This is a genomic window from Exiguobacterium acetylicum, from assembly GCF_019890935.1.
GTDB lineage: Bacteria > Bacillota > Bacilli > Exiguobacteriales > Exiguobacteriaceae > Exiguobacterium_A > Exiguobacterium_A abrahamii.
The window spans coordinates 1,938,581-1,959,371 of record NZ_CP082333.1; the positions used below are offsets into that span (position 1 = coordinate 1,938,581).

A 20,791-nucleotide genomic window follows, 5' to 3' on the forward strand; every position below is an offset into this window, starting at 1 on the left:
TGTTCAACCAATTTTTTCGTAAAAGAAGCTCTGTTTCATCTTTAATCCAAACCGTTCGGGTTGGAAAATTTGTTCCGTTCCACCAACGAATAGGATTCCGCCTGGCTTTAAGGCCTCGACGAACGAACGATAGACGTGCGCTTTTGCTTCTTCTGTAAAATAAATCAGCACGTTGCGGCAGATGATTAAATCAAACCCCGTATCGTACCGGTCTCCTAACAGATTATGTTTACTGAAACGAACGAGTCGTTTGATTTCTGGAACGACTTCGAACGTTTGCTCTTGCTCGATGAAGTATTTCTTTTTACGCGCTTCGACGACTTCATTCAATGCAGAAGCTCCGTATCGACCAAGCTTGGCTTTTTCAAGGACGAGTTCGTCCAAATCCGTTGCTTGAATCGTAAAGGCGGATGGATCGAGCCGTTCACTTAAAATCATCGCGAGAGAGTATGGTTCTTCTCCGGTCGAACAAGCTGCGCTCCACGTCCGGATTCGTCCATGTGCTCGCGACTCTAGGATCGGTAAGATATCTTGTTCCAATTGTTGCCAACGAATCGGGTTACGGAAAAATTCACTGACATTGATCGTCATCCGGTCTAAAAACTCGTCGTATAACGATGTGTCCTTATCCATTGCCTGCATATAAGAAGCAAATGTACTATATCCTTTTTTGTCACGTAACGCCGTCAATCGCCGTTTCATCTGTGCTTCTTTATACTGACCGAGATCAATCCCTGATTTGGTCTTGAATCGTTGAATAAAAAGTTCATAATCTTCCAATTGGCACACCTCGCTCACTCTCGATATCGAATGGTCATTTCCATGACCGGTTCAACTTATTTTCTATAGTAGCATAAAGCTATAGGCATTCCAAAAAGCAATTAGGCAATTGGGTCATTCCGTTTTACAAGAACACGACAAAAGGGATTCGATCAAATCGAATCCCTTCCCCGTTGTCTTTCTATTCACGTATTACGCGTTGACTGGCTGTCCTTGAAACCAGAGGGCAAGCTCACGCTCCGCACTCTCGACACTATCTGAACCATGGATGACGTTCTCGCTCATCGTGTTCGCGAAATCACCACGGATCGTTCCAGGTGCTGCTTCAAGTGGTTTTGTTTTTCCGATCATCAAACGCGAGACTGCGACGACGTCTGCACCCTCGACACGAAGTGCAACGACAGGACCCGATGTGAGGAAAGTGACCAACTCTCCAAAGAACGGTTTCTCCGCATGCTCTTCGTAATGTGCTTTTGCTAGCTCTTCTGTGACGTTCATCATTTTCATTTCACGAATGATGAATCCTTTGCGTTCGATCCGTCCAATGATTTCCCCAATCAATCCACGTTCTACGCCATCCGGTTTGACCATCAAAAATGTCTGTTCCATCTCTAGTTCCCCCTATGAAATGCTTTTAGAAAAGCGCTTACATAGTCAGTTTACTGGCTTTTAAGAAGAACAGCAAGAAATTTTTGACAATCTTTATCCTTTTCGTTTTCCAACGTAGCGCGCGACTTCTTCAAGCGATCGCTTAGCAGAGGATTTAGGTAATGGTTCGAGACGTTTGATGGCACGATGGATATAATGATCGACTGTTTGTTGCGTTCGTTCGAGAGCACCCGAAGTTTGAAGAAACGACAATAAGGGTGCGACTTCTTCATGTGTTGGCATACTCTCGATTTTTGAAAGACGTTCATAAAAGACAGCATCTTCTGCACCATAAAAGACAGGTAACGTTTTGTGTCCATGACGCAAATCTTCTGCTACGGGCTTACCAAGTTCTGTGCGATTCGCTGTGAAATCAAGCAAATCGTCAGCAATTTGAAAAGCAAGGCCGATATCTCGTCCAAACAACCGTAACGCTTTCGTATCGGCTGCAGAACAGTTCGCAACAATGGCACCCAGGTGACAACTCGCTTCGATGAGAATAGCTGTTTTTCGTTCAATCCGTTTGATGTAGCGTTTAATTGACTGTTCCCAATCATATTGGTCATAGATTTGTTCAATCTCACCTTCGCAAATTTCACGCATCGTATGGACCATCACTTGGACAAGTTCCGGCTTTCCGACTTCACCAATCAATCGAATCGCCTCTCCAAACAGATAGTTCCCGGAATACAGTGCTACTTCTTCATCAAAGTATTGCATGACGGTCGGTTTCCCTCGTCGTAGTTCCGCGTCATCAATGACATCGTCATGAACAAGTGACGCCATATGGACAAGTTCAAGACTGGCTGCCACACGAATCAGCTCATCCCGATCTGCTTCACCGAATTTAGACGCTAACAATACGAACGCCGGTCGAATCCGCTTTCCACCAGCCTTCAACAGTTGCTTTCCAGCTGCATCGATCGTTGGTTCCTCAGAAGCGATATGACTGATCAGAAAACGATCGACTAAATTAACTTCCTTCGTGACATCACGGTATATGGAATGCAGTGACATCTCACCACTTCTTCCCAAGGTGCATCGCAGCAGCCCCACCCGCGAATGCCTTGACTTCCACTTGCATGAAGCCTGCCTGTTCGAAGAGTTGTTTCAGTTCGACGCGGTCGAGGAACACTTCCGTCGATTCTTGTAGCCAGTTGTATTGATCGTATGATTTCGCAAGCAATCGTCCGACTTGTGGCATGATTTTTCCGAAATACAATGAATATGCCTCGCGGAAAATCGGTGCCGTCGGTTGACTCGTCTCGAGACAGACGACCGTTCCACCTGGTTTTAAGACACGATGCATCTCTTTGATGACCTGTAGATAATCCGGTACGTTTCGTAGACCAAACCCGATCGTCACATAATCGAACGAGTTATCACCGAACGGTAGATCCATCGCATTTCCGTGAATCAATTCGATATTTTTCATATCGAGCGCTTCTACCTTCTCCACGCCGACTCTTAGCATGTTTTCTGAAAAATCAAGTCCTTTGATGACACCTGTCGGACCAGCTGCTTTCGCTAGTTGAATCGTCCAGTCTGCTGTTCCACAACAAAGATCGAGACATTTAGCGCCCGGGAAGACTTGCATCCGGCGCATCGTCTCGCGTCTCCATAGTTTATGCAGTCGGAAGCTGATGACTGAATTCATTTGATCATAGTTCGTTGATATCGATTGAAACACTTCATATACTTTTTTTTCTTTATCTTTTGCCTGCACACCGCTCACCCTTTCCAAGATCTCATGCTACCGCCATCTGCTCGAGATGCGATAACAGTAATTTCTGTGCGACCAGATCCAATTGTTCTGCCTGTTGTTGAATGATCTGCCGCCCCTGTCGTGTCAGCCATTCTCGTTTCGTGATTGCCGCGAGTCCTTGCATTAATCCGAACTCTGCTGTTAACCATAAGAGAACTCGTTCTTCCGTCGATGCATAATTCATTTCGTGAAGGGCACACTTTGCCTCGTTGACCCGTTGAATCGTCCGTCCGAGTGAAACGAGAATCTCTTTTGGTAACCCAGCTAGCTGTTCGAAAAAGTAGCTCGAGAATAAATCCCCTGCTAATACAAGCAACTGTCGCTCCTTCGAACCGCGTAGCGTTTCATTGACACGCTCATGCAGACGTAGCGCTACTTGTGCGAAATGAATCGCTTTGACGAGTGCTTCCGTATCCAGCGTGTCATGTTGAGCGACATCAATCAACCAACTGATCTGTTCACGATCGATGGAAGGGAAATCCACATGTCGAGCCAATCGTGTCGTTTGTTTAGTGGTGAGTGCAGTGATGATTTCATCCACGCGCAGCTCATGTTGTTCCATGCTTTTACCCCCCGATCTCCAGTGCCATCTCGTTGATGGACGTTCTTCTTTTTTAATATACCATAATCGGCGGGCTTTCACGCTTCTGAATGTCCACAAAAAAGCCGCCCGAGAAAATCTCGGGCGACTATGTAGCCGGATTACTTCACAGCATCTTTCAATGCTTTACCTGGTTTGAAGGCAGGTACTTTGCTTGCTGGAATCTCGATATCTTCTTTCGTACGTGGGTTGCGACCTTTACGGGCTGCACGCTCACGGACTTCGAAGTTACCAAATCCAATCAATTGGACTTTCTCTCCAGACTGAAGTGTCTCAGTGATCGATTCGAATGTTGATTCAACAACTTTCGTCACGTCTTTTTTTGTAAGACCTGATTTTTCGACGACTGCTTGAATGAGTTCAGTTTTGTTCATTACTTTCACCCCCTCCCAATCACTTCTTCGAGGGTAATCATACCCCATAAACGTTGCTATTACAACATTTTCGTGTAAATAACGTTCAATTTTCAGATTCTTCGATCGATTCCTCTGAAAACACAGGTTCGCCTTTTTCGTTTATCGTGTAGCTTTGAGAATAGGCAGGAACAAAAGGTTGATCTTCATAGAGCAAATACCGAATATCTTGACCGACTTTCGGCTTTTTCTTCGCAGTTTGAACAGCTTTCTTCAACTCAGGTAAATAGTTGATGAAGAGGCGTCCTTGACCATCGACATAGATCGACAACTTTTCATCTGAATACGGACTTGGGACAGTCGGTTCTTTTTTGATGAATAGTTTTTTATAGTCAAGCGTAAACTGGTTTTTTCCGAACGATCCTTTAAACGGATACTTTTCGTTCTTCTTCCGATACGCATCAATCCGAACTTGGAGCTTCTGTAACTCTTCTGCAACAAGTAAATCCATCAACTTAACAGTCGGTTTCGTGTCGACATCGACTAACAGATAGATGAATGTTCCGCCACCTTCAAAACTGTTCGATGGTGGATCACTCATATAACGCGGAATGAGCCGCCCTAATTCGATTTGATAACGCTCCATGAGCGGAGTATCTGCTTCCATCGTCTTGATGGGCAAAACACCCGTGTCTTTTTGATACGCATCGACAGCATCCTGTACGGTACGCAACTGTTGTGGATACGGTACGCGGTTCGACGGTTTCTGACTGTCTGGAAATAGACAACCCGATAACAACGTCACCGGAATGAGCATGAGGATCACGAACCACTTCTTCATGCGCTTGGCCCCGCCATGACGATGAATACCATGATGATCGACGCAACGATGAAACATACGAATGCCAATGTCGATACGAGAACCTGCCATATCCCCTTCAACTTCGTCCGACTGACCGTGACCAGCAAGACACTGATCGCAAAGAGTCCAATGCCAGCGAACGAGATCCACATTTTTATTAATCCTGGACTCAAGGTTTCCACCCCACTCCGTTAATCTTTCGTCGTGAAGAGATGCTCGATCTCATTTTTCTGTGGTCGTTGCATCAACTTTTTGACTTCTTCTTCCGGTGTATGACCGTCAAAGAGAACATGGTAGAGAGCGGAAGTGATTGGGAGTTCACACTGTTTCGTCTCCGCCAAATCATATGCCGCTTGGGTCGCGCGAACACCTTCGACGACCATTCCCATGTTTTCTAGCACCGTCTCTAATTTTTCACCGCGACCGATGGCATTCCCCGCACGCCAATTTCGACTATGAACCGATGTACAAGTAACGATCAAGTCACCCATTCCTGTCAATCCAGTGAACGTCATCGGGTTAGCTCCAAGCATCGTACCGAGACGTGCGATTTCGACCATTCCACGCGTAATCAATGCTGCTTTGGCATTATCCCCGTAACCGAGACCATCCGTCATACCTGCGGCAAGCGCAATGATATTTTTGAGCGCCCCACCGAGCTCAGCTCCAATGATATCCGCATTCAGATAGACGCGGAAGTTTTCATTCGTAAACAGCTCCTGTACACGACCAGCCTCTTCTAAATCATCCGATGCGATGGTCACTGTCGTTGGTTTACGTAACGCGACCTCTTCGGCATGCGATGGACCCGTCAAGACACAAACCGCCTTGCGTTTCGCAGGATCGACCTCTGCTTCGATTAATTCTGACAACCGAAGATGGGTCTTTGGCTCGATTCCTTTTGACGCATGAATCAGAACGACTGGTTCCGTCAACAATTCATTCAATTGTCGGGAAACCGAACGAATCGCAGAGGATGGTGTGACGATCAAGATATGTGTTGCGCCTTCAACCGCCACTTTAAGATCCGTCGTCGCCTTCAATGATTGTGGTAACATGACACCCGGCAAAAATTGCGCGTTTTCATGATGTTCATTGATGCGGTCGACAGTTGTTTGTTCACGACCGTAAAGCATGACTTCCTGATCATTATCGGCTAGGACGAGCGAGAGCGCCGTTCCCCAGCTTCCCGCTCCGATGACAGCGATTTTGGTCATACTGACTCACCCCATTATTGTTTTTGACGAGCTAAAATCCGGATTGGTGTACCTGTAAAATCAAACGCTTCCCGAATCCGATTCTCAAGATATCGTTTATAAGAGAAGTGCAGCAATTCTGGATCATTGACGAACAAGACGAACGTTGGCGGACGTGACGCGACTTGAGTCGCATAGTTGATCCGAAGACGAACTCCTTTATCCGTCGGCGCTGGATTCATCGCGACAGCGTCAACGATGACATCGTTCAAGACGCTAGTCTGAATCCGTTGTGCATGGCTGTGCGCTGCTTGTTGAATGACCGGTAGCAACGTCTGCAAACGACGTTTTGTTTTCGCTGAGACGAAGACGATCGGTGCATAGTCAAGGAAACGGAATTCTTCCCGAATCTCTTCTTGCATCTTTTTCATCGTCTTATCGTCTTTTTCGACAGCATCCCATTTATTGACGACGATGATGACGGCGCGACCTGCTTCGTGCGCATATCCCGCCACTTTTTTATCTTGCTCGATGATGCCTTCTTCGCCATCAAGCACGACACAGACGACATCTGCCCGTTCGATTGCTTTTTGAGCACGCATGACGCTGAAACGTTCTGTTGATTCATAGACTTTCCCGCGTTTTCGCATCCCGGCCGTATCGATGATGACGTATTCTTGATCATCCCGCGTAAACGGTGTATCGATCGCATCGCGTGTCGTACCAGCGATGTTTGAGACGATGACGCGTTCTTCACCGAGAATCGAGTTCGTCATACTTGATTTCCCGACGTTCGGACGACCAATCAAGGCAAACTTGATCGTGCTTTCGTCATATTCTAATTCTTCTTTATCTGGTGCGAGTTCAAGGACACGGTCGAGTAAGTCACCGAGACCAAGACCATGTGTACCAGAAATCGGGAACAAGTCTCCGAATCCAAGGGAGTAAAATTCATACATTAAATCACGCATTTCAAAGTTATCGACTTTGTTGACAGCTACGACGACTGGTTTGTTCGAACGGAATAACATGTTCGCGACTTCCTCATCCGCTGCTGTGATTCCTTCGCGTCCGTTCACCATGAAAATGATGACATCCGCTTCATCAATGGCGAGCTCCGCCTGATGACGCATCATTTGAAGTAGGGGCTCATCCCCGACTTCGATTCCACCTGTATCAATCAAATGAAAATGACGATTCAGCCATTCTCCAGTTCCGTAAATACGGTCGCGGGTAACGCCTGGCTTGTCTTCTACGATTGAAACCCGATCTCCAATCACCCGGTTAAAAATCGTCGACTTTCCGATATTTGGGCGACCTACGATCGCCACGACTGGAATTGCCATCCCAACACCTTCTTTCTCTTCTCTCGCTTCATAGCCGTTCTATTGTATCAAATCAAACTGTCATATACCATAACAAACCGCATATAAAAAGCGGACACGCTTGTGTCCGCTTTGTGTCATTGCTTATTCTTTCTGATCAGAATCGTCCTCAGTCAAGTCAGCGACCGAGAATCCTTCTGATTGATTCGTATAATCCGAGTAATCGTCAGCGGACGATTCTTCTTCTTCAAGGACACGTGTTGATAGCGAAATCTTATGCTCATCAAGACGTACTTCGAGTACTTTCGCCTCGATTTCCTGTCCTTCTTCAAGTACTTCCGAAGGTGAACCGATATGACGGTTCGCGATTTGCGAAATGTGCAAAAGTCCTTCTACTTGCGGCGCAAGTTCGATGAAGGCTCCGAACTGGACGAGACGACGTACACGTCCTTTGACGATATCGCCAGCTTCGATCTTCCCTTCCATCTGTTGCCATGGACCAGGTTGTGTTTCCTTGATCGACAACTTGACCTTTTCCGTATCACGGTCGACACCAAGTACTTTAACTTCGACTTTTTGACCTTCCGTGACGATATCCGAAGGACGCTCGACACGGTGGTGTGCCATCTCCGAGATATGAACGAGACCGTCGACGCCACCGATATCAACGAAAGCACCAAAGTCCGTTAAACGTTGGACTGTACCTTCGAGGATTTGACCTACTTCTAAGTTTTCGAGTGTCTCTTTTTTCTTCGCGTTCAATTCGCCTTCAACGACAGCTTTGTGCGAGAGAATGACACGGTTCTTCTCTTGATCGAGTTCAACGACCTTGACTTCGATCGAACGACCGATGTAATCCGAGAAATCCTCGACATAATGCCGTTCGACGAGTGACGCTGGAATGAATCCGCGGACACCGATATCAACGACGAGTCCACCTTTGACGATGTCCTTGACGACAACTTCAAAGATTTCACCTGATTTATACTTCTCTTCTACTTGCTCCCACGCTTTGAGCGCGTCGATTTCTCGTTTCGAGACGACGACCTCTTCATCCGTGATTTTCTTGACCTTCACTTGTAGTTCATCTCCGACGTTCAGCACGCCGCGAATATCATCGAGATGAAGACTCGATACTTCGCTGATCGGTAAGATGGCTTCTGTTTTATATCCGATATCAATGAGTGCTTGCTTGTCTTCAATTTTCACGACCATTCCGGTAACTACCTGGTCCCGATGAATTTCAAAATCAGGCATATCTTTCATTTCTTCGACCATTCCAAAACAACCTCCTCACGATGAGTACAAGAAACGCCTGACACGTGTCAATGCGTTTATCCTGCTTCTAACTTCTTACAATTCTGACTATTTGTCAAGGTATTAAGCGTGATTGAAGTAGACGGATTTGATTTCGTCCATGATTCGGTCAGAAATCGATTTCGCTGCGCCCCGCTGGTCACGTAAATCCGAAATATCAACCGGTTTTCCGACCGCGACGTGCATTCGTTTGAACGGGCGGTATGATCCGATGATTGCAATCGGTAAAATCTGCGCATTCGATCGTAACGCAAAGAACCCGACTCCTGGTTGTGCTGCTGTAAATTCACCTGGTGCGGAACGTGTTCCTTCTGGGAAAATACCGACCGTCTCATCTGAATTTAATAGTTCAATCGTCCGTTTCAAAGCTTGACGATCTCCTTGACCGCGACCGACAGGATATGTTCCTGCCGCAATCATTAATTGTTTTAAGGCAGGAACTTTGAACAGTTCTTCTTTTGCCATGTAACGCACCGCGCGGTTTGGCGGAATCGCACTGACGAGGAAAACCGGGTCCCAGTTCGAACTGTGATTGGCACAGACAAGTAAGGAACCGTCTTTCGGAATGTTCTCTTGTCCTGTCACTTTCAATCGGAAGACTGTTTTCGCAATGACCCAGACGACAAACCGGGCAATCCGGTAAATGGTATCTTGACGTTTCATTTTAGGACACCCTCTGCTAGCTCCATCAATCGGACGACGACTTCATCGATCGTCATCTCTGTCGTATCGAGATATAGTGCATCGTCAGCTTGGCGCAATGGCGAGACTTCACGCTCACTGTCGCGCTTATCACGCAGTGCGATTTCTTCTTGAAGAATCGCGATGTCACTGTTCATCCCACGCGCGATGTTTTCACGGTGTCTTCGAGCTGCACGCTCTTCCACAGTTGCCGTCAAAAAGACTTTTAATTCTGCATCCGGCAATACGACTGTGCCGATATCACGTCCATCCATGACGATCCCGCCGTGTTCAGCTAATTTCCGCTGTGCCGTGACGAGTGCAACCCGGACTTCTTTTTGACGAGCGACGAACGAGACATTATTCGTGATTTCGATGGAACGGATCGCATCCGTCACTTCGCGATCACCAATAAAGACACGTTGCCCGTTTTCGCCTGGTGTTAAACGAATATCAAGCGATTTCATTAATTCTCCGAGCACTTCCCCATTGTTGAGATCAAGGGATTGTTCAAGTGCTGCCAGCGTCACGGCCCGATACATGGCTCCTGTATCGATGTATACATAGTCAAGGCGCGCTGCCAATTGTTTTGCGATCGTACTTTTCCCAGCACCCGCTGGTCCATCTAAAGCGATTTGAATCTTTTTCATCATCCATCCTGTCCTTCCATCTTCCCTATGATTGATAGGGATTCATTCTTCCGAACGTTATCATAGCAAAAAAATGCGGTCAGGTGAATGGATTCATGCCCCTTCTTGAACTTTTCATTTGCATTTGATAACAGTGACGCAATACAAGTTCGCGACTTCTGTCGGGAATCATCGTAAATTGGAATGCTAGTTCATATCGTTCTTCACGCCGATCAATTCGAACGAGTTCAGCGATGACATCTAACGTACTCGATATGCCCTCACCTGTAGGCAAAATGAATGTCATTTCCACCTCTTCCTCTTTTTGAACCGGTAATTGATCCGACAAGATCATCATCCCTCCAGCCGATAGATCGAGCGTCACCGTCGTAAACGGCTCGAAATGCGTTTTATGAGGGTGTACAGCGACATCGAGTATTTGCGGTACTCGAACGAACTGACGTCGTTGGATGCGTTCGATTTGATCATCCTTCGGTCGTTTCAAAGCATATCGTTGACCACGAAGTGGATCATTTTGTCGTTCGACGACGACCGTATCAAATCCAAATAATTTGCCCTTTTCCTTAAAGAAATAAAATGAAACTTCTTCTTGCTCTGACAAGATGAATGTTTTGAGTGTCGCGACCTCACTCGGTGCTTCAATCCAAATCAATCGATTCGTCACGGCCGTCACCTTTGAGCGACCTTGTCGATCCTCACTATTTGAAAGCATTACCAAATCCCCGATTTCCATCATACTACTTCGCTCCTACTCTCTATTCGATGCCATCTGAATGTTGTTTTTTTCGTTTGAATCGCCGATTTAAACGATTGGCACCTCGTACTTGAAATAATCCAATCGTCCATAAGATGACCATGAAGACGATTGGTAAAAAAGATATACCACCATTTTCCAATATTAACAAATTAAATAAGATATGCGCAAATACCGGAAGCGCAATCGAGAGGGACAACCAGCGATAAGGATGAGGCGAGAATTTCGCCATCCCCATGAAGAATCCCATGATGACCGCAAACAAAGCATGACCAGATACGGGTAAGAGTGCCCGAAACAGCATATGTTCGACTGTTCCATTCACCATCAGATATAAAATATTTTCAAGCGTTGCGAATCCAAGTGAACAGGCTACCGCGTAGATGATTCCGTCGTAATAATCATTAAACCGTTGATGAATATAGACCGTATAAAAGACGACGAACCATTTGGCGAATTCTTCCGTAACGGCTGTTCGAATCAATTGCACCTCTTCACGCCCACCAAATTCGGTCTGGACGATATAGTCGATGAACATCAAGGGAAAGACCAGTAAAATACCGAAAATGAAACTTCGAAGGATATAGCCGACTGGCTCCGACTCATGTTCGTGACGGAGATAAAAATAAGTTAGGAGTGCGATGCCTGGGGCAACTCCGGAGAAAACGATTTGAACCACGCTTCCTCTCCCCCTTTCTTCCTCATTTATAAGAATAAAGGTTTCTTGGAAAAAAGAAAACGTCCTCGTTGTTTCAAGAGGGAAAAAGGTTACAATATGGGAGAACGAATCGAATCCGTCATAGAAAGTAGGTGAAGGTCTTCTGTCTGTAGACAAGGACCCTTTAGCATGAAATCATTATTACTCATTCATACAGGTGGAACGATCGCCATGGCACAGGATCATGCTGGTCATGTCCTACCAAACGATATCAATCCACTCGACGCCTCACTCCCGCGTGCAACAGATATTGCCAACATTACGACGCGTCACTTCGCAAACTTACCTTCTCCGCATATGACACCTGACATCATGTTACGTCTAGCCCATTTCATCGAGAGTGAGCTCAAGAAGGAACATTACGACGGCGTCGTCATCACTCACGGAACGGACACACTGGAAGAGACGGCTTATTTCTTACATTTGACGCTTGGTGCACCTGTTCCGATCGTTTTGACAGGAGCCATGCGTTCTTCCAATGAGGTCGGATCCGATGGTGAGTTTAATCTGATTACGGCACTTCGTGTCGCTGTCAGTGAAGCTGCGCGCGGAAAAGGTGTCCTCGTCGTCTTCAACGGAGAAATCCATTCGGCATTCAACGTCACAAAAACGCATACGTCATCCGTCGATACATTCAAATCCGTTCATTTCGGAAATCTTGGGATGGTAACGAAGGATCATGTCTACTTATTCAATACACCGCTCTTGAAACAAACACATATGGTGACTTCGCTTTCAAAACGGGTCGCTGTTCTTAAAGTCTATGCCGGTATGGAGCCCGACCTATTACTTGCTGTGAAACAACTTGGCTATGATGGGCTCGTTCTTGAAGTTCTTGGTCAAGGGAATGTACCACCAAGCCTCGTGGATGCCATCGCTGAATTGATTTCCGTCATGCCGATCGTCATCGTCAGCCGTTGTTTCAACGGAATCGTTCAAGACGTCTACGGATATACGGGTGGCGGACAACAATTAAAAGAACTCGGCGTCATTTTCTCGAATGGACTGAATTCACAAAAAGCGCGGCTTAAACTGATGGTCGAACTCGAAATCGATGCCTCACAACTAGAACTCGAAGAATCATTCCGCGTTGAATAAATGAAAAAAACCTCTTGATTCGGAAATTCATCTTCCAAATCAAGAGGTTTTGTTTAGGCTTGTATCGATGCACCACGTAGCCGTTCAACGAGATGGTTGGCAATGCTTGCACCGTGAAAACGTCCATTTTCAATAAATATTTTATTGGCATCATATCCTGCTGCAACGACACCTGCGATGTAGATGCCCGAGACATTCGACTCCATCGTCTCTTCGTCGTGACTTGGAATACCTGTTTTACGATCAATCGTAATGCCTGTGTCAGCGAACAATCCGACATCGGGTGTGTAACCTGTCATCGCAAAAACAAAATCAGCACGGACGGTCTGTTTATCTCCATCTATTTGATAAACGACCTCTTGCTCCGTAATTTCTTCGATTGACGCCCCAAAAATCATCTTGACCTTTTCCGAACGAACGAGAGATTCGAAGTTCGGCAACACCCATGGTTTGATGGATGGACTATACTCCGGTCCACGGTAAAGGACGGTCACACGTGCTCCCGCTTTTTCAAGTTCAATCGCTGCATCAACGCTCGAGTTTTTCCCACCGATAACGACGACATCTTGATCAAAATACGGATGTCCTTCCGTAAAGTAGTGCGAGACATGAGGTAATTCCTCTCCAGGAACATCCATTCGGTTTGGTAAACCATAATAACCTGTCGCAAGCACGACGGAGCGAGCTTCTCGGCTTCTTTTTTCCCCAGAACGCTCCGAGTGGATGATAAAATGATCCGCTTGACGTTCAATCCGCTCGACCGTCTCAAACGGACGAATCGTCAATTGTTTTCGTTTGACGACTTCTCGATAATAGACGAGCGCGTCGAGACGTCGCGGTTTTAATTCTTTATTGATGAACGGTACACCACCAATTTCTAACTTCTCACTACTTGAAAAGAACGTTTGATGCGTCGGATAACGATAGATCGCTTCGACGATATTTCCCTTTTCGAGCACTTCGACGTCCAGTCCCCGATCTTGCATTTCGATCGCTGCCGATAACCCACACGGTCCTGCACCGATTACGATACAATCTAACATTCGAATATCTCCTCTTCCGGTTGCTTTTTTTATATCTTAGCAAATCTCTACCATAGACGAAAGAAATTGCAATGCAAAACGCCCGCTCTTCGCAAAGAAGAAGCGGACGTTCATTATCATATTAGACCCAACCACGGAAACGAGATGCTTCCGCCATCTTCCGGACACCTACCATATAAGCGGCAAGTCGCATGTCGACATTACGCGTCTGCGCTGTCTGATAGACTTGGTTGAACGAGTTCACGAGTACTTTTTCAAGTTTCTCGTGTACTTCCTCTTCCGTCCAGTAATACCCTTGGTTGTTTTGGACCCATTCGAAGTAAGAAACCGTTACGCCACCGCTCGAAGCAAGAACATCCGGAACGATCAGGATGTCACGTTCAGCAAGAATTTTCGTCGCTTCGTTCGTCGTCGGACCGTTAGCCGCTTCAACGACGATCGCTGCTTTGATATCGTGCGCATTGTCTTCTGTAATTTGATTCTCGATTGCTGCCGGGACAAGAATATCACATTCAAGTTCAAGCAACTCTTTATTCGAGATCGTATTTTTGAACAATGTCGTCACGGTACCGAACGAGTCACGACGATCGAGTAGATATGGAATATCGAGACCGTTTGGATCATGGAGTGCTCCGTACGCATCGCTGATCGCGATGACTTTTGCACCTAAATCATACATGAATTTCGATAAGAAACTTCCGGCGTTGCCGAATCCTTGAACGACGACACGTGCGCCTTCGAGCGAGATACCCTTTTTAGCAGCCGCTTCCCGAATCATGATTGCGACACCTTTCGCCGTCGCTGTCTCACGACCGTGTGAGCCACCGAGGACGAGCGGTTTCCCTGTAATGAAACCAGGTGAGTTGAATTCATCGATTCGACTGTATTCGTCCATCATCCATGCCATGATTTGCGAGTTCGTGAAGACGTCAGGTGCTGGAATATCCTTCGTCGGTCCAACGATTTGACTGATCGCACGGACATATCCACGGCTGAGACGTTCGATTTCACGGAAGCTCATTTCACGTGGATCACAGATGATTCCGCCTTTACCGCCGCCGTATGGTAAGTCAACGATACCTGCCTTTAGACTCATCCAGACGGATAATGCTTTGACTTCAACTTCCGTCACGTTCGGGTGGAAGCGAATTCCACCTTTCGTTGGTCCAACGGCATCGTTATGTTGCGCACGATATCCTGTGAAGATTTTTGTCGAACCATCATCCATCCGTACCGGAATCCGGACTGTCAACATCCGGAGTGGTTCTTTAAGTAATTCGTACATCTCGTCTGGATAACCAAGTTTCCCTAGTGCCTCCTTGACGATTTCTTGTGTCGCTTCCAGTACGTTCTTGCGGTGATTCGCATGTTGTTGGTCAGTGATCATTCCAACGTTCCTCCCCATAAGTGGCATCCCCTATGCCGTTTCCTTGTTCGGATAAAGTATACTCTTTTCTCGAACGTAATGAAAGGGGTTACGCCTATATTTGTAAGCGCTTTCTCACTTCTTTTCCTAGGATATCATTGATTTTGTTGTTTTGTTTGACGATGTCGTTCGATCGCCAGTTCCATGAAATATTCGACCAATTCCGGATATTCGATTCCCACTGCTCGTGCACCGTCCGGGAATAAACTTGTCGAAGTCATACCAGGAAGTGTATTCGTTTCCAAGATGACTGGATTTCCGGATTCCGGCACGAGGAAATCAGATCGCGAGTATCCTGCACAGCCAAGTACTTGATGCGCTTTAACAGCCCATTCTTGAAGTTTTTCTGTCGTTGCTTCATCCAGCTCAGCAGGACAAATATGCTCCGAACCTCCGATGGCATATTTGGATTCATAGTCATAAAAGGCGTTCTTCGGAATGATCTCGATAACAGGTAGTGCTTTTTCTGCCCCTTTATGACCGACGACAGGGACTGTCACTTCACGTCCTTTAATGAACTGTTCGACAAGCACTGCATCGTCCGCTTCAAAGGCTTTCGCGATTCCTTCACGTAACATCGTCTCATCTTGAGCAATCGTCAATCCGTTTGATGAGCCTTCTTGTGCTGGTTTGACGACACAAGGAAATTGACCATTCCACTCTGCGATTTTTGCTTCGATATCATCTCCACGCTCTAACAGCACATCACGGGCGATTGTAATGCCTGCTTTATCAAAGTGAACTTTCGAACGTGCCTTATCCATCGCAAGCGCTGACGCTAAAACACCTGAACCTGTATATGGAATGTCTGCCAGTTCAAGCAATGCTTGTACGCGTCCATCTTCACCAATTTTCCCGTGAAGAGCGATGACAGCCACATCTACATCCAGCTGGAAGAGTTCATGCGCTTGATCAGGGTGGAAATCAACAGCCGTGACCTCATGCCCTTTACTGTTTAATGCTTCCATGATCGACTTTCCACTGTTTAATGAAACCTCCCGTTCTCCTGAAGTCCCACCGTATAATACTGCCACTTTCATCCTACTTCACTCCTTCTTCTTACGTTCAATGATTATCATACCATCCTTCTGACGATGAAAAAATACAAAATGGTGCCACTTCCAGCAGAAGACAAAAGGTGCGGCATCCCCCTATGAGGGAATGTCGCACCTGATGTTTTACATATTAAACTGTTCAGCTATCGTTGCGACGGCATGTTCGGCCTGAATTGTTTTCCCATACTCCGCCATGACAAGTGGACTTTTGGGGCTCGGTTCACCGTATTCAGACAAAATCGTCGTCACCGTCTGCTCGAGCGCCTCATTCATTCGTTCTTGGAAATAGAGATAATAGCTTCCCTCGAAGAAGTAGAGGCTACCACCTGTCTCTGTCCGAGGCATATGTCGCAATAATCCATGACTCGCTTGAATGACGTCTTCTAGCGATTGTAGAGCATATAAGACGTGATGGACGATATCAACTGTCATACGGATTTCGACTTGATCGAACTCCTCGTTCACCTCTTCTGGCAAATCGCCTTCACGACGTACATCAACGAGCATCCCGTCATTCGGAAAGAATGTAACGAAAAATTCGAGTGTTCCCGCTGCTTGAAAACCAAAATTCGATTCGGCTTCTTCTAATAGATTACGCAATAAAGCTTGTCCCTTCCCGACAGCCAACGTTTCTGGTCGAACGTCGTGAAGCGATAACTCCTGCTTTGTGATGAAGACACGAAGGTGTCCTTGTTTCATTTGTTCAAACCTCATATAGACTCCTCCAGTCAAAACCGGAAACCTGATGTCTCCGTTCGCTATGAATCATACTATACACCAGTTGTCGGAGTGAGTCGACTTAACCAACTTTTCCAAGATTGATCGTCTGCACCAAGTAAATGTGGACCATACCGTTCCGGCAGCTGATCGACCGCATAACCTCCAAGACCAATCTCAAGATCCGGAAAATCAGCCATCAAACGTGCCAGCGCTTCATCGAGCAACGGTAAATGATCCGATAACGTGCAGGAAAGAATAACGGCTTTCGGTTGTAGCTGGTGTGTGACCGTCACTAAGTCCTGAACCGGTATACCGGAACCGAGGAAAATGACATCAAATCCAGATTGACGTAAGTAAAGCGTGAAGAAAAGTAGTCCGAGTTCGTGTTCTTCTTCCGGCGCGCAGACACAGACGATTCGCGGTAAAAATGGATTGATCGGCATCTGTAACGACAGTGTCGAGAGACGGGCTCTCAGAAATGCCGTCGCAAAATGCTCATGCGCAATCGTGATCTCACCCGACTCCCACTTTACTCCGATTTCATGCAAAAGTGGACCGACGATGTCCTGAATGACTTTATCGAAGCTAAACATCGAGAATGCTTTATTCATGATGTCATGCGCATGTCGTTCTTCAAAGTTCGTCAATGCCTGGAACAACTGATCTCGCAGTTCGACTCCGTAATCGTGCGGTACCTCAGCCCGATTAACAGGCATCTCATACAACTGGATTGCTTTAGAGACAGACAATCCCTCTTTTTGTTTATCGACGATCCAGCGTAATTTCGCGACGTCGTTATCACTATAGATGCGATGTCCGGATTCACTTCGATCCGGATCAAGCACCTGATATCTCCGCTCCCAAGCACGAATGGTCGTCGGGTTGAGTCCCACTAACGCAGCGACTGCTTTGATATTATATTTCCCACGATCCATGCATCGTGCCTCCTTCCCCTTCCTTTCTAGTATACGCTGAAAGGAAAAAAATCTCCGTTCACAATGTGCCCTTACATCATGAAACCGATGGAGACGAAGGCGATGATGATCGTGATCATGAGCACCGTCAGCGTGATCGCTAGCGGATTTTTTCGAAATGGTTGTTTTAATCGCTCATTTCGAACGTGTTCGATACGCGAAGAACGCGGTGGCAATGACTGATCCTCTTCGTTCTGATGCAACCGTCTCTGATCTTGTTTACTCAATGTTCATCACCTTTTCTTGAAAAATATAACGATATTGTCTAGTTTACACCGAATCTGGTGATGAAAAAAAGACTTGTTCTAGACGCAATTTCCAATCTACCGGTTGATGCGTTCTTCTCTGCACTGGACTTTCCCACTCAATCGTTCCACATACATCACAACAACGCGGTTGTATGATTGCCTGCTCATCAAAATGATGCAATAACATTGAACGGCGACATTCGTTCCGGTGAACGTAGTCCATCATCTGGTTGACCTCTTGTCGTTTCAATTGTTTACGTTCCGTTTGCCACTGGATGATTCGTTCTTTCGACCACCCATTCTCGAGTTGTGATTTGAGTAAGCGGTATGCCGGATCTTCCGGATTAAGACGAAGACGACTTTCCATCTTGACATAGGATTCGCCTTGATTCATTCCTTGTTGCAATTGATCGATCCACAAGACGGGGGCATATTGCGTGTCAATCAAGTACGTCTTTAATTGTTCATCTTGAGCAGCGTAAAGTAAGATCGCAGTCGCCTCTTTACCGTCACGTCCGGCACGTCCGACTTCCTGCATATAGGCTTCAATCGTCGCAGGCATCGTATAGTGAATGACCGTCCGAACGTTGCCTTTATCGACACCCATTCCGAATGCACTCGTACACACGAGACAATCAATCTCATCATGAAGAAACTGCTGTTGAACAAGCTGGCGATCTTCTATCGTCAACCCAGCATGATAATAGGTCGCGCCGTCAATGATTTCAGCAATTCGTTCCGCTTCTTTACGAGTCGTCGTATAGATGACGCATGGGCGAACAATGCGTTTCATCCACCGATTGACTGCCGTATCCTTTTCTTCTCGATCAACGCGATCGACAACATATTGGATTTCTGGTCGGTTGACAGAACGACGGATGATTTGTGGATCGTGCATACGCAATTGTGTTCGAATATCTTGCTCAACAGCACGCGTCGCTGTCGCCGTTAAGGCAAGACATGGCGGAAGGCCAAGTTCTTGTCGAATGTGACCAAGTCTTGCATACTCCGGTCGAAATTCGTGTCCCCATTGGGAGATACAATGCGCTTCATCGACGACGAAGAGCGCGATCTTGACCTGTTTTAGCCGAGCCCGAATCTGCGGCAGCGCCAGTTGCTCCGGTGATAAGTAAAGATATCGTAGATGTTCGAGTACAGATAAAATCTGTTCCTTTTCTTCTCGTGTCTCGACAGAAGTTAATTTAGCGACAGATCGCTCTCCTCTGCGCTTGATTTGCATGACCTGGTCTTCAATCAACGAGAGTAACGGAGACAAAATCAACGTCAGCCCTTCATTTTGTACATACGAAGGAAATTGATAACAAACAGACTTTCCTCCACCTGTCGGCAAAATTGCTAGTGTATCTGTTCTGTTTAGGATGGAATCGATGATTTGGCGTTGTCCAGGTCGAAATGCTTCGTAGCCAAAATAACGATGCAATAACGCTTCCATTAAATCCCCTCCCATTTACTACGTGCTAACACCAATCGAATTTGAAAATAAGATATCTCGGATTGCATCTCACTCTTGATCCGTTTCAGCGCGTAGGTTCTAAGTCGCTGTGCAATCTGTCGTACCTCTTCTTGCTGAGATGGCATGACAAAATAATCCAGTGGAAACGAAGGAGCATACATCGCAATCTCAACGAGATGGTCTTCCATCGTACTATTTTTTAATCGTCTTCGGATCGCAACCGCTTCAACAGATAATCCCTGTTGTAATAACTCCCATGTCGTTTGCGCAGACTGCGTCATTTTTGACGTGTGTAGATCAGCGCCTATTTGCTTTAGAAGTGGTGTCTTTTCTAAGTCATCGATGCAGTTTCGCCAAGCGATCGTAAATTCATATTGGACACTCTCCACGTCCGTTTTCATCATTTGAGCTAATTGCGGATAAGACCATCCTGCTTGCACGCCAGACAAGCGGTAACTAATCAATGTCGCATCTCGCTCTGATAAGCGCTCAAGGAGAAAAATCAACTCTTGCTGCATATGACGTAACCATTCCGCTCGATTCGAGATGGTCGGAAGAACACTTTTTACCCATTCGCGAACGATGGTTTCCTGTTGCACAGGTATGAACGGTTGTTTTGCTTCCAAACAAACCATCGTTTGAACCAAAAGGCTGAGACGTTTCCACATCACCTCAGCATAACCGCGAAGTTCACCACCTAGTTGATCAATGATCGCACGATCCGTTTGCTCTACTAGTCGCGCACCTTCGTGCGTCAGTCGCAGTGTCTCTTGCCGCTCAATCCAATTCTTCTGCGCAAGTTCAGCCAAGATTGTTTCGAATCGCTGTTTACTGACTAATACAGTACCGAATACCGACTCTAAATCATAAAAATGAGCATCTTGCAGAGAAGTCGCTGATTTCTTTCCTTGAAAAACATGATAAAGACTCCGGTCTGATCGTTCATTTCGAAGGCGCTGAATCGATTCCAGAAAAATACGCTCGAGTAAAGAAATTTCCATATGTCACGCTCCCTCCTGTTGATGTCGTTTGCCAAATCAAAGATGATATTCCATTCCTGTTTCATCGTTACGTTTTAGAGAGGCCGTTTGCGGGCATGTGAT

General features: G+C 46.3%; 24 protein-coding genes. 1 reads left to right on the forward strand and 23 read right to left on the reverse strand.

The window, feature by feature from the left end; genetic code table 11:
- Nucleotides 1–3: 3 nt before the first annotated feature.
- From K7G97_RS10195 to prsW, 15 genes are all read right to left on the reverse strand, one after another.
- On the reverse strand, nucleotides 4–780 hold the full coding sequence (locus K7G97_RS10195) for a CheR family methyltransferase (protein WP_023468638.1): 777 nt from the start codon (nucleotides 778–780) through the stop codon (nucleotides 4–6).
- A gap of 192 nt (nucleotides 781–972) precedes the next feature.
- The gene (ndk, locus tag K7G97_RS10200; RefSeq protein WP_023468639.1) at nucleotides 973–1,389 is read right to left on the reverse strand and encodes a nucleoside-diphosphate kinase; all 417 of its coding nucleotides are present in this window, start codon (nucleotides 1,387–1,389) and stop codon (nucleotides 973–975) included.
- A gap of 93 nt (nucleotides 1,390–1,482) precedes the next feature.
- A complete protein-coding gene (locus K7G97_RS10205; RefSeq protein WP_023468640.1) occupies nucleotides 1,483–2,445 on the reverse strand; it encodes a polyprenyl synthetase family protein in 963 nt (320 codons plus the stop codon).
- Nucleotide 2,446: 1 nt separating this feature from the next.
- Nucleotides 2,447–3,154 (reverse strand): demethylmenaquinone methyltransferase, encoded by a 708-nt coding sequence (locus tag K7G97_RS10210; RefSeq protein ID WP_023468641.1) that lies wholly within the window; start codon nucleotides 3,152–3,154, stop codon nucleotides 2,447–2,449.
- A 22-nt stretch (nucleotides 3,155–3,176) separates the two neighbouring features.
- Nucleotides 3,177–3,755: a heptaprenyl diphosphate synthase component 1 gene (locus tag K7G97_RS10215; protein WP_023468642.1), complete on the reverse strand. Its 579-nt coding sequence runs from the start codon at nucleotides 3,753–3,755 to the stop codon at nucleotides 3,177–3,179.
- Between the two features lie 140 nt (nucleotides 3,756–3,895).
- Entirely contained in the window at nucleotides 3,896–4,168 is a 273-nt protein-coding gene (locus K7G97_RS10220; RefSeq protein ID WP_012370671.1) for an HU family DNA-binding protein, read from the reverse strand.
- An 85-nt stretch (nucleotides 4,169–4,253) separates the two neighbouring features.
- Nucleotides 4,254–4,988, reverse strand: coding sequence for a hypothetical protein (locus K7G97_RS10225; RefSeq protein ID WP_223040520.1), 735 nt, complete (start codon nucleotides 4,986–4,988; stop codon nucleotides 4,254–4,256).
- The gene (locus K7G97_RS10230; protein ID WP_034786022.1) at nucleotides 4,985–5,161 is read right to left on the reverse strand and encodes a DUF2768 domain-containing protein; all 177 of its coding nucleotides are present in this window, start codon (nucleotides 5,159–5,161) and stop codon (nucleotides 4,985–4,987) included. Before K7G97_RS10230 ends, K7G97_RS10225 begins: the two co-directional genes overlap by 4 nt.
- A 39-nt stretch (nucleotides 5,162–5,200) precedes the next feature.
- Complete coding sequence (locus K7G97_RS10235) at nucleotides 5,201–6,226, reverse strand: NAD(P)H-dependent glycerol-3-phosphate dehydrogenase (protein WP_058704888.1); 1,026 nt, start codon at nucleotides 6,224–6,226, stop codon at nucleotides 5,201–5,203.
- 14 nt (nucleotides 6,227–6,240) lie between these two features.
- Complete coding sequence (gene der / locus K7G97_RS10240) at nucleotides 6,241–7,551, reverse strand: ribosome biogenesis GTPase Der (protein ID WP_023468646.1); 1,311 nt, start codon at nucleotides 7,549–7,551, stop codon at nucleotides 6,241–6,243.
- A gap of 123 nt (nucleotides 7,552–7,674) precedes the next feature.
- The gene (gene rpsA, locus K7G97_RS10245; protein ID WP_023468647.1) at nucleotides 7,675–8,808 is read right to left on the reverse strand and encodes a 30S ribosomal protein S1; all 1,134 of its coding nucleotides are present in this window, start codon (nucleotides 8,806–8,808) and stop codon (nucleotides 7,675–7,677) included.
- Nucleotides 8,809–8,910: 102 nt separating this feature from the next.
- Nucleotides 8,911–9,510, reverse strand: coding sequence for a lysophospholipid acyltransferase family protein (locus K7G97_RS10250; RefSeq protein ID WP_214859824.1), 600 nt, complete (start codon nucleotides 9,508–9,510; stop codon nucleotides 8,911–8,913).
- Nucleotides 9,507–10,181, reverse strand: coding sequence for a (d)CMP kinase (cmk, locus tag K7G97_RS10255; RefSeq protein WP_223040521.1), 675 nt, complete (start codon nucleotides 10,179–10,181; stop codon nucleotides 9,507–9,509). Before cmk ends, K7G97_RS10250 begins: the two co-directional genes overlap by 4 nt.
- A 76-nt stretch (nucleotides 10,182–10,257) precedes the next feature.
- Nucleotides 10,258–10,914: a flagellar brake protein gene (locus K7G97_RS10260; RefSeq protein ID WP_050677445.1), complete on the reverse strand. Its 657-nt coding sequence runs from the start codon at nucleotides 10,912–10,914 to the stop codon at nucleotides 10,258–10,260.
- 19 nt (nucleotides 10,915–10,933) lie between these two features.
- The gene (prsW, locus tag K7G97_RS10265) at nucleotides 10,934–11,611 is read right to left on the reverse strand and encodes a glutamic-type intramembrane protease PrsW (RefSeq protein ID WP_023468651.1); all 678 of its coding nucleotides are present in this window, start codon (nucleotides 11,609–11,611) and stop codon (nucleotides 10,934–10,936) included.
- A gap of 168 nt (nucleotides 11,612–11,779) precedes the next feature.
- On the opposite strand from prsW, the gene K7G97_RS10270 reads away from it, so the two are divergent.
- Entirely contained in the window at nucleotides 11,780–12,748 is a 969-nt protein-coding gene (locus K7G97_RS10270; RefSeq protein WP_223040522.1) for an asparaginase, read from the forward strand.
- A 53-nt stretch (nucleotides 12,749–12,801) separates the two neighbouring features.
- Here K7G97_RS10270 and K7G97_RS10275 read toward each other — a convergent pair whose 3' ends face one another.
- From K7G97_RS10275 to K7G97_RS10310, 8 genes are all read right to left on the reverse strand, one after another.
- Nucleotides 12,802–13,791 carry a YpdA family putative bacillithiol disulfide reductase gene (locus K7G97_RS10275; protein WP_223040523.1) on the reverse strand — a complete coding sequence of 330 codons (990 nt, stop codon included), beginning with the start codon at nucleotides 13,789–13,791 and terminating at the stop codon, nucleotides 12,802–12,804.
- A 121-nt stretch (nucleotides 13,792–13,912) separates the two neighbouring features.
- Nucleotides 13,913–15,178: a Glu/Leu/Phe/Val family dehydrogenase gene (locus K7G97_RS10280; protein WP_023468654.1), complete on the reverse strand. Its 1,266-nt coding sequence runs from the start codon at nucleotides 15,176–15,178 to the stop codon at nucleotides 13,913–13,915.
- Nucleotides 15,179–15,312: 134 nt separating this feature from the next.
- Complete coding sequence (locus tag K7G97_RS10285; protein WP_223040524.1) at nucleotides 15,313–16,257, reverse strand: D-alanine--D-alanine ligase; 945 nt, start codon at nucleotides 16,255–16,257, stop codon at nucleotides 15,313–15,315.
- 138 nt (nucleotides 16,258–16,395) lie between these two features.
- Nucleotides 16,396–16,986, reverse strand: coding sequence for an adaptor protein MecA (locus tag K7G97_RS10290; RefSeq protein WP_223040525.1), 591 nt, complete (start codon nucleotides 16,984–16,986; stop codon nucleotides 16,396–16,398).
- Nucleotides 16,987–17,042: 56 nt separating this feature from the next.
- The gene (locus tag K7G97_RS10295) at nucleotides 17,043–17,927 is read right to left on the reverse strand and encodes a MerR family transcriptional regulator (protein ID WP_195864802.1); all 885 of its coding nucleotides are present in this window, start codon (nucleotides 17,925–17,927) and stop codon (nucleotides 17,043–17,045) included.
- Nucleotides 17,928–17,998: 71 nt separating this feature from the next.
- A complete protein-coding gene (locus K7G97_RS10300) occupies nucleotides 17,999–18,193 on the reverse strand; it encodes a hypothetical protein (RefSeq protein WP_023468658.1) in 195 nt (64 codons plus the stop codon).
- A gap of 43 nt (nucleotides 18,194–18,236) precedes the next feature.
- On the reverse strand, nucleotides 18,237–19,667 hold the full coding sequence (locus K7G97_RS10305; protein ID WP_262415737.1) for a RecQ family ATP-dependent DNA helicase: 1,431 nt from the start codon (nucleotides 19,665–19,667) through the stop codon (nucleotides 18,237–18,239).
- On the reverse strand, nucleotides 19,667–20,689 hold the full coding sequence (locus K7G97_RS10310) for a YpbB family protein (protein WP_223040527.1): 1,023 nt from the start codon (nucleotides 20,687–20,689) through the stop codon (nucleotides 19,667–19,669). Before K7G97_RS10310 ends, K7G97_RS10305 begins: the two co-directional genes overlap by 1 nt.
- Nucleotides 20,690–20,791: the final 102 nt, after the last annotated feature.

Excerpts from the sequence above, each read along its gene's own strand:
- cmk (WP_223040521.1), bottom strand. The coding sequence starts at position 10,181 with ATGATGAAAAAGATTCAAATCGCTTTAGATGGACCAGCGGGTGCTGGG.
- K7G97_RS10310 (WP_223040527.1), bottom strand. The coding sequence starts at position 20,689 with ATGGAAATTTCTTTACTCGAGCGTATTTTTCTGGAATCGATTCAGCGC.
- der (WP_023468646.1), bottom strand. The coding sequence starts at position 7,551 with ATGGCAATTCCAGTCGTGGCGATCGTAGGTCGCCCAAATATCGGAAAG.
- K7G97_RS10290 (WP_223040525.1), bottom strand. The coding sequence starts at position 16,986 with ATGAGGTTTGAACAAATGAAACAAGGACACCTTCGTGTCTTCATCACA.
- K7G97_RS10280 (WP_023468654.1), bottom strand. The coding sequence starts at position 15,178 with ATGATCACTGACCAACAACATGCGAATCACCGCAAGAACGTACTGGAA.
- K7G97_RS10285 (WP_223040524.1), bottom strand. The coding sequence starts at position 16,257 with ATGAAAGTGGCAGTATTATACGGTGGGACTTCAGGAGAACGGGAGGTT.
- K7G97_RS10270 (WP_223040522.1), top strand. The coding sequence starts at position 11,780 with ATGAAATCATTATTACTCATTCATACAGGTGGAACGATCGCCATGGCA.
- K7G97_RS10275 (WP_223040523.1), bottom strand. The coding sequence starts at position 13,791 with ATGTTAGATTGTATCGTAATCGGTGCAGGACCGTGTGGGTTATCGGCA.
- K7G97_RS10215 (WP_023468642.1), bottom strand. The coding sequence starts at position 3,755 with ATGGAACAACATGAGCTGCGCGTGGATGAAATCATCACTGCACTCACC.
- K7G97_RS10305 (WP_262415737.1), bottom strand. The coding sequence starts at position 19,667 with ATGGAAGCGTTATTGCATCGTTATTTTGGCTACGAAGCATTTCGACCT.
- rpsA (WP_023468647.1), bottom strand. The coding sequence starts at position 8,808 with ATGGTCGAAGAAATGAAAGATATGCCTGATTTTGAAATTCATCGGGAC.
- K7G97_RS10220 (WP_012370671.1), bottom strand. The coding sequence starts at position 4,168 with ATGAACAAAACTGAACTCATTCAAGCAGTCGTCGAAAAATCAGGTCTT.
- K7G97_RS10260 (WP_050677445.1), bottom strand. The coding sequence starts at position 10,914 with ATGATGGAAATCGGGGATTTGGTAATGCTTTCAAATAGTGAGGATCGA.
- ndk (WP_023468639.1), bottom strand. The coding sequence starts at position 1,389 with ATGGAACAGACATTTTTGATGGTCAAACCGGATGGCGTAGAACGTGGA.
- K7G97_RS10295 (WP_195864802.1), bottom strand. The coding sequence starts at position 17,927 with ATGGATCGTGGGAAATATAATATCAAAGCAGTCGCTGCGTTAGTGGGA.
- K7G97_RS10205 (WP_023468640.1), bottom strand. The coding sequence starts at position 2,445 with ATGTCACTGCATTCCATATACCGTGATGTCACGAAGGAAGTTAATTTA.
- K7G97_RS10235 (WP_058704888.1), bottom strand. The coding sequence starts at position 6,226 with ATGACCAAAATCGCTGTCATCGGAGCGGGAAGCTGGGGAACGGCGCTC.
- K7G97_RS10230 (WP_034786022.1), bottom strand. The coding sequence starts at position 5,161 with ATGTGGATCTCGTTCGCTGGCATTGGACTCTTTGCGATCAGTGTCTTG.
- K7G97_RS10225 (WP_223040520.1), bottom strand. The coding sequence starts at position 4,988 with ATGAAGAAGTGGTTCGTGATCCTCATGCTCATTCCGGTGACGTTGTTA.
- K7G97_RS10250 (WP_214859824.1), bottom strand. The coding sequence starts at position 9,510 with ATGAAACGTCAAGATACCATTTACCGGATTGCCCGGTTTGTCGTCTGG.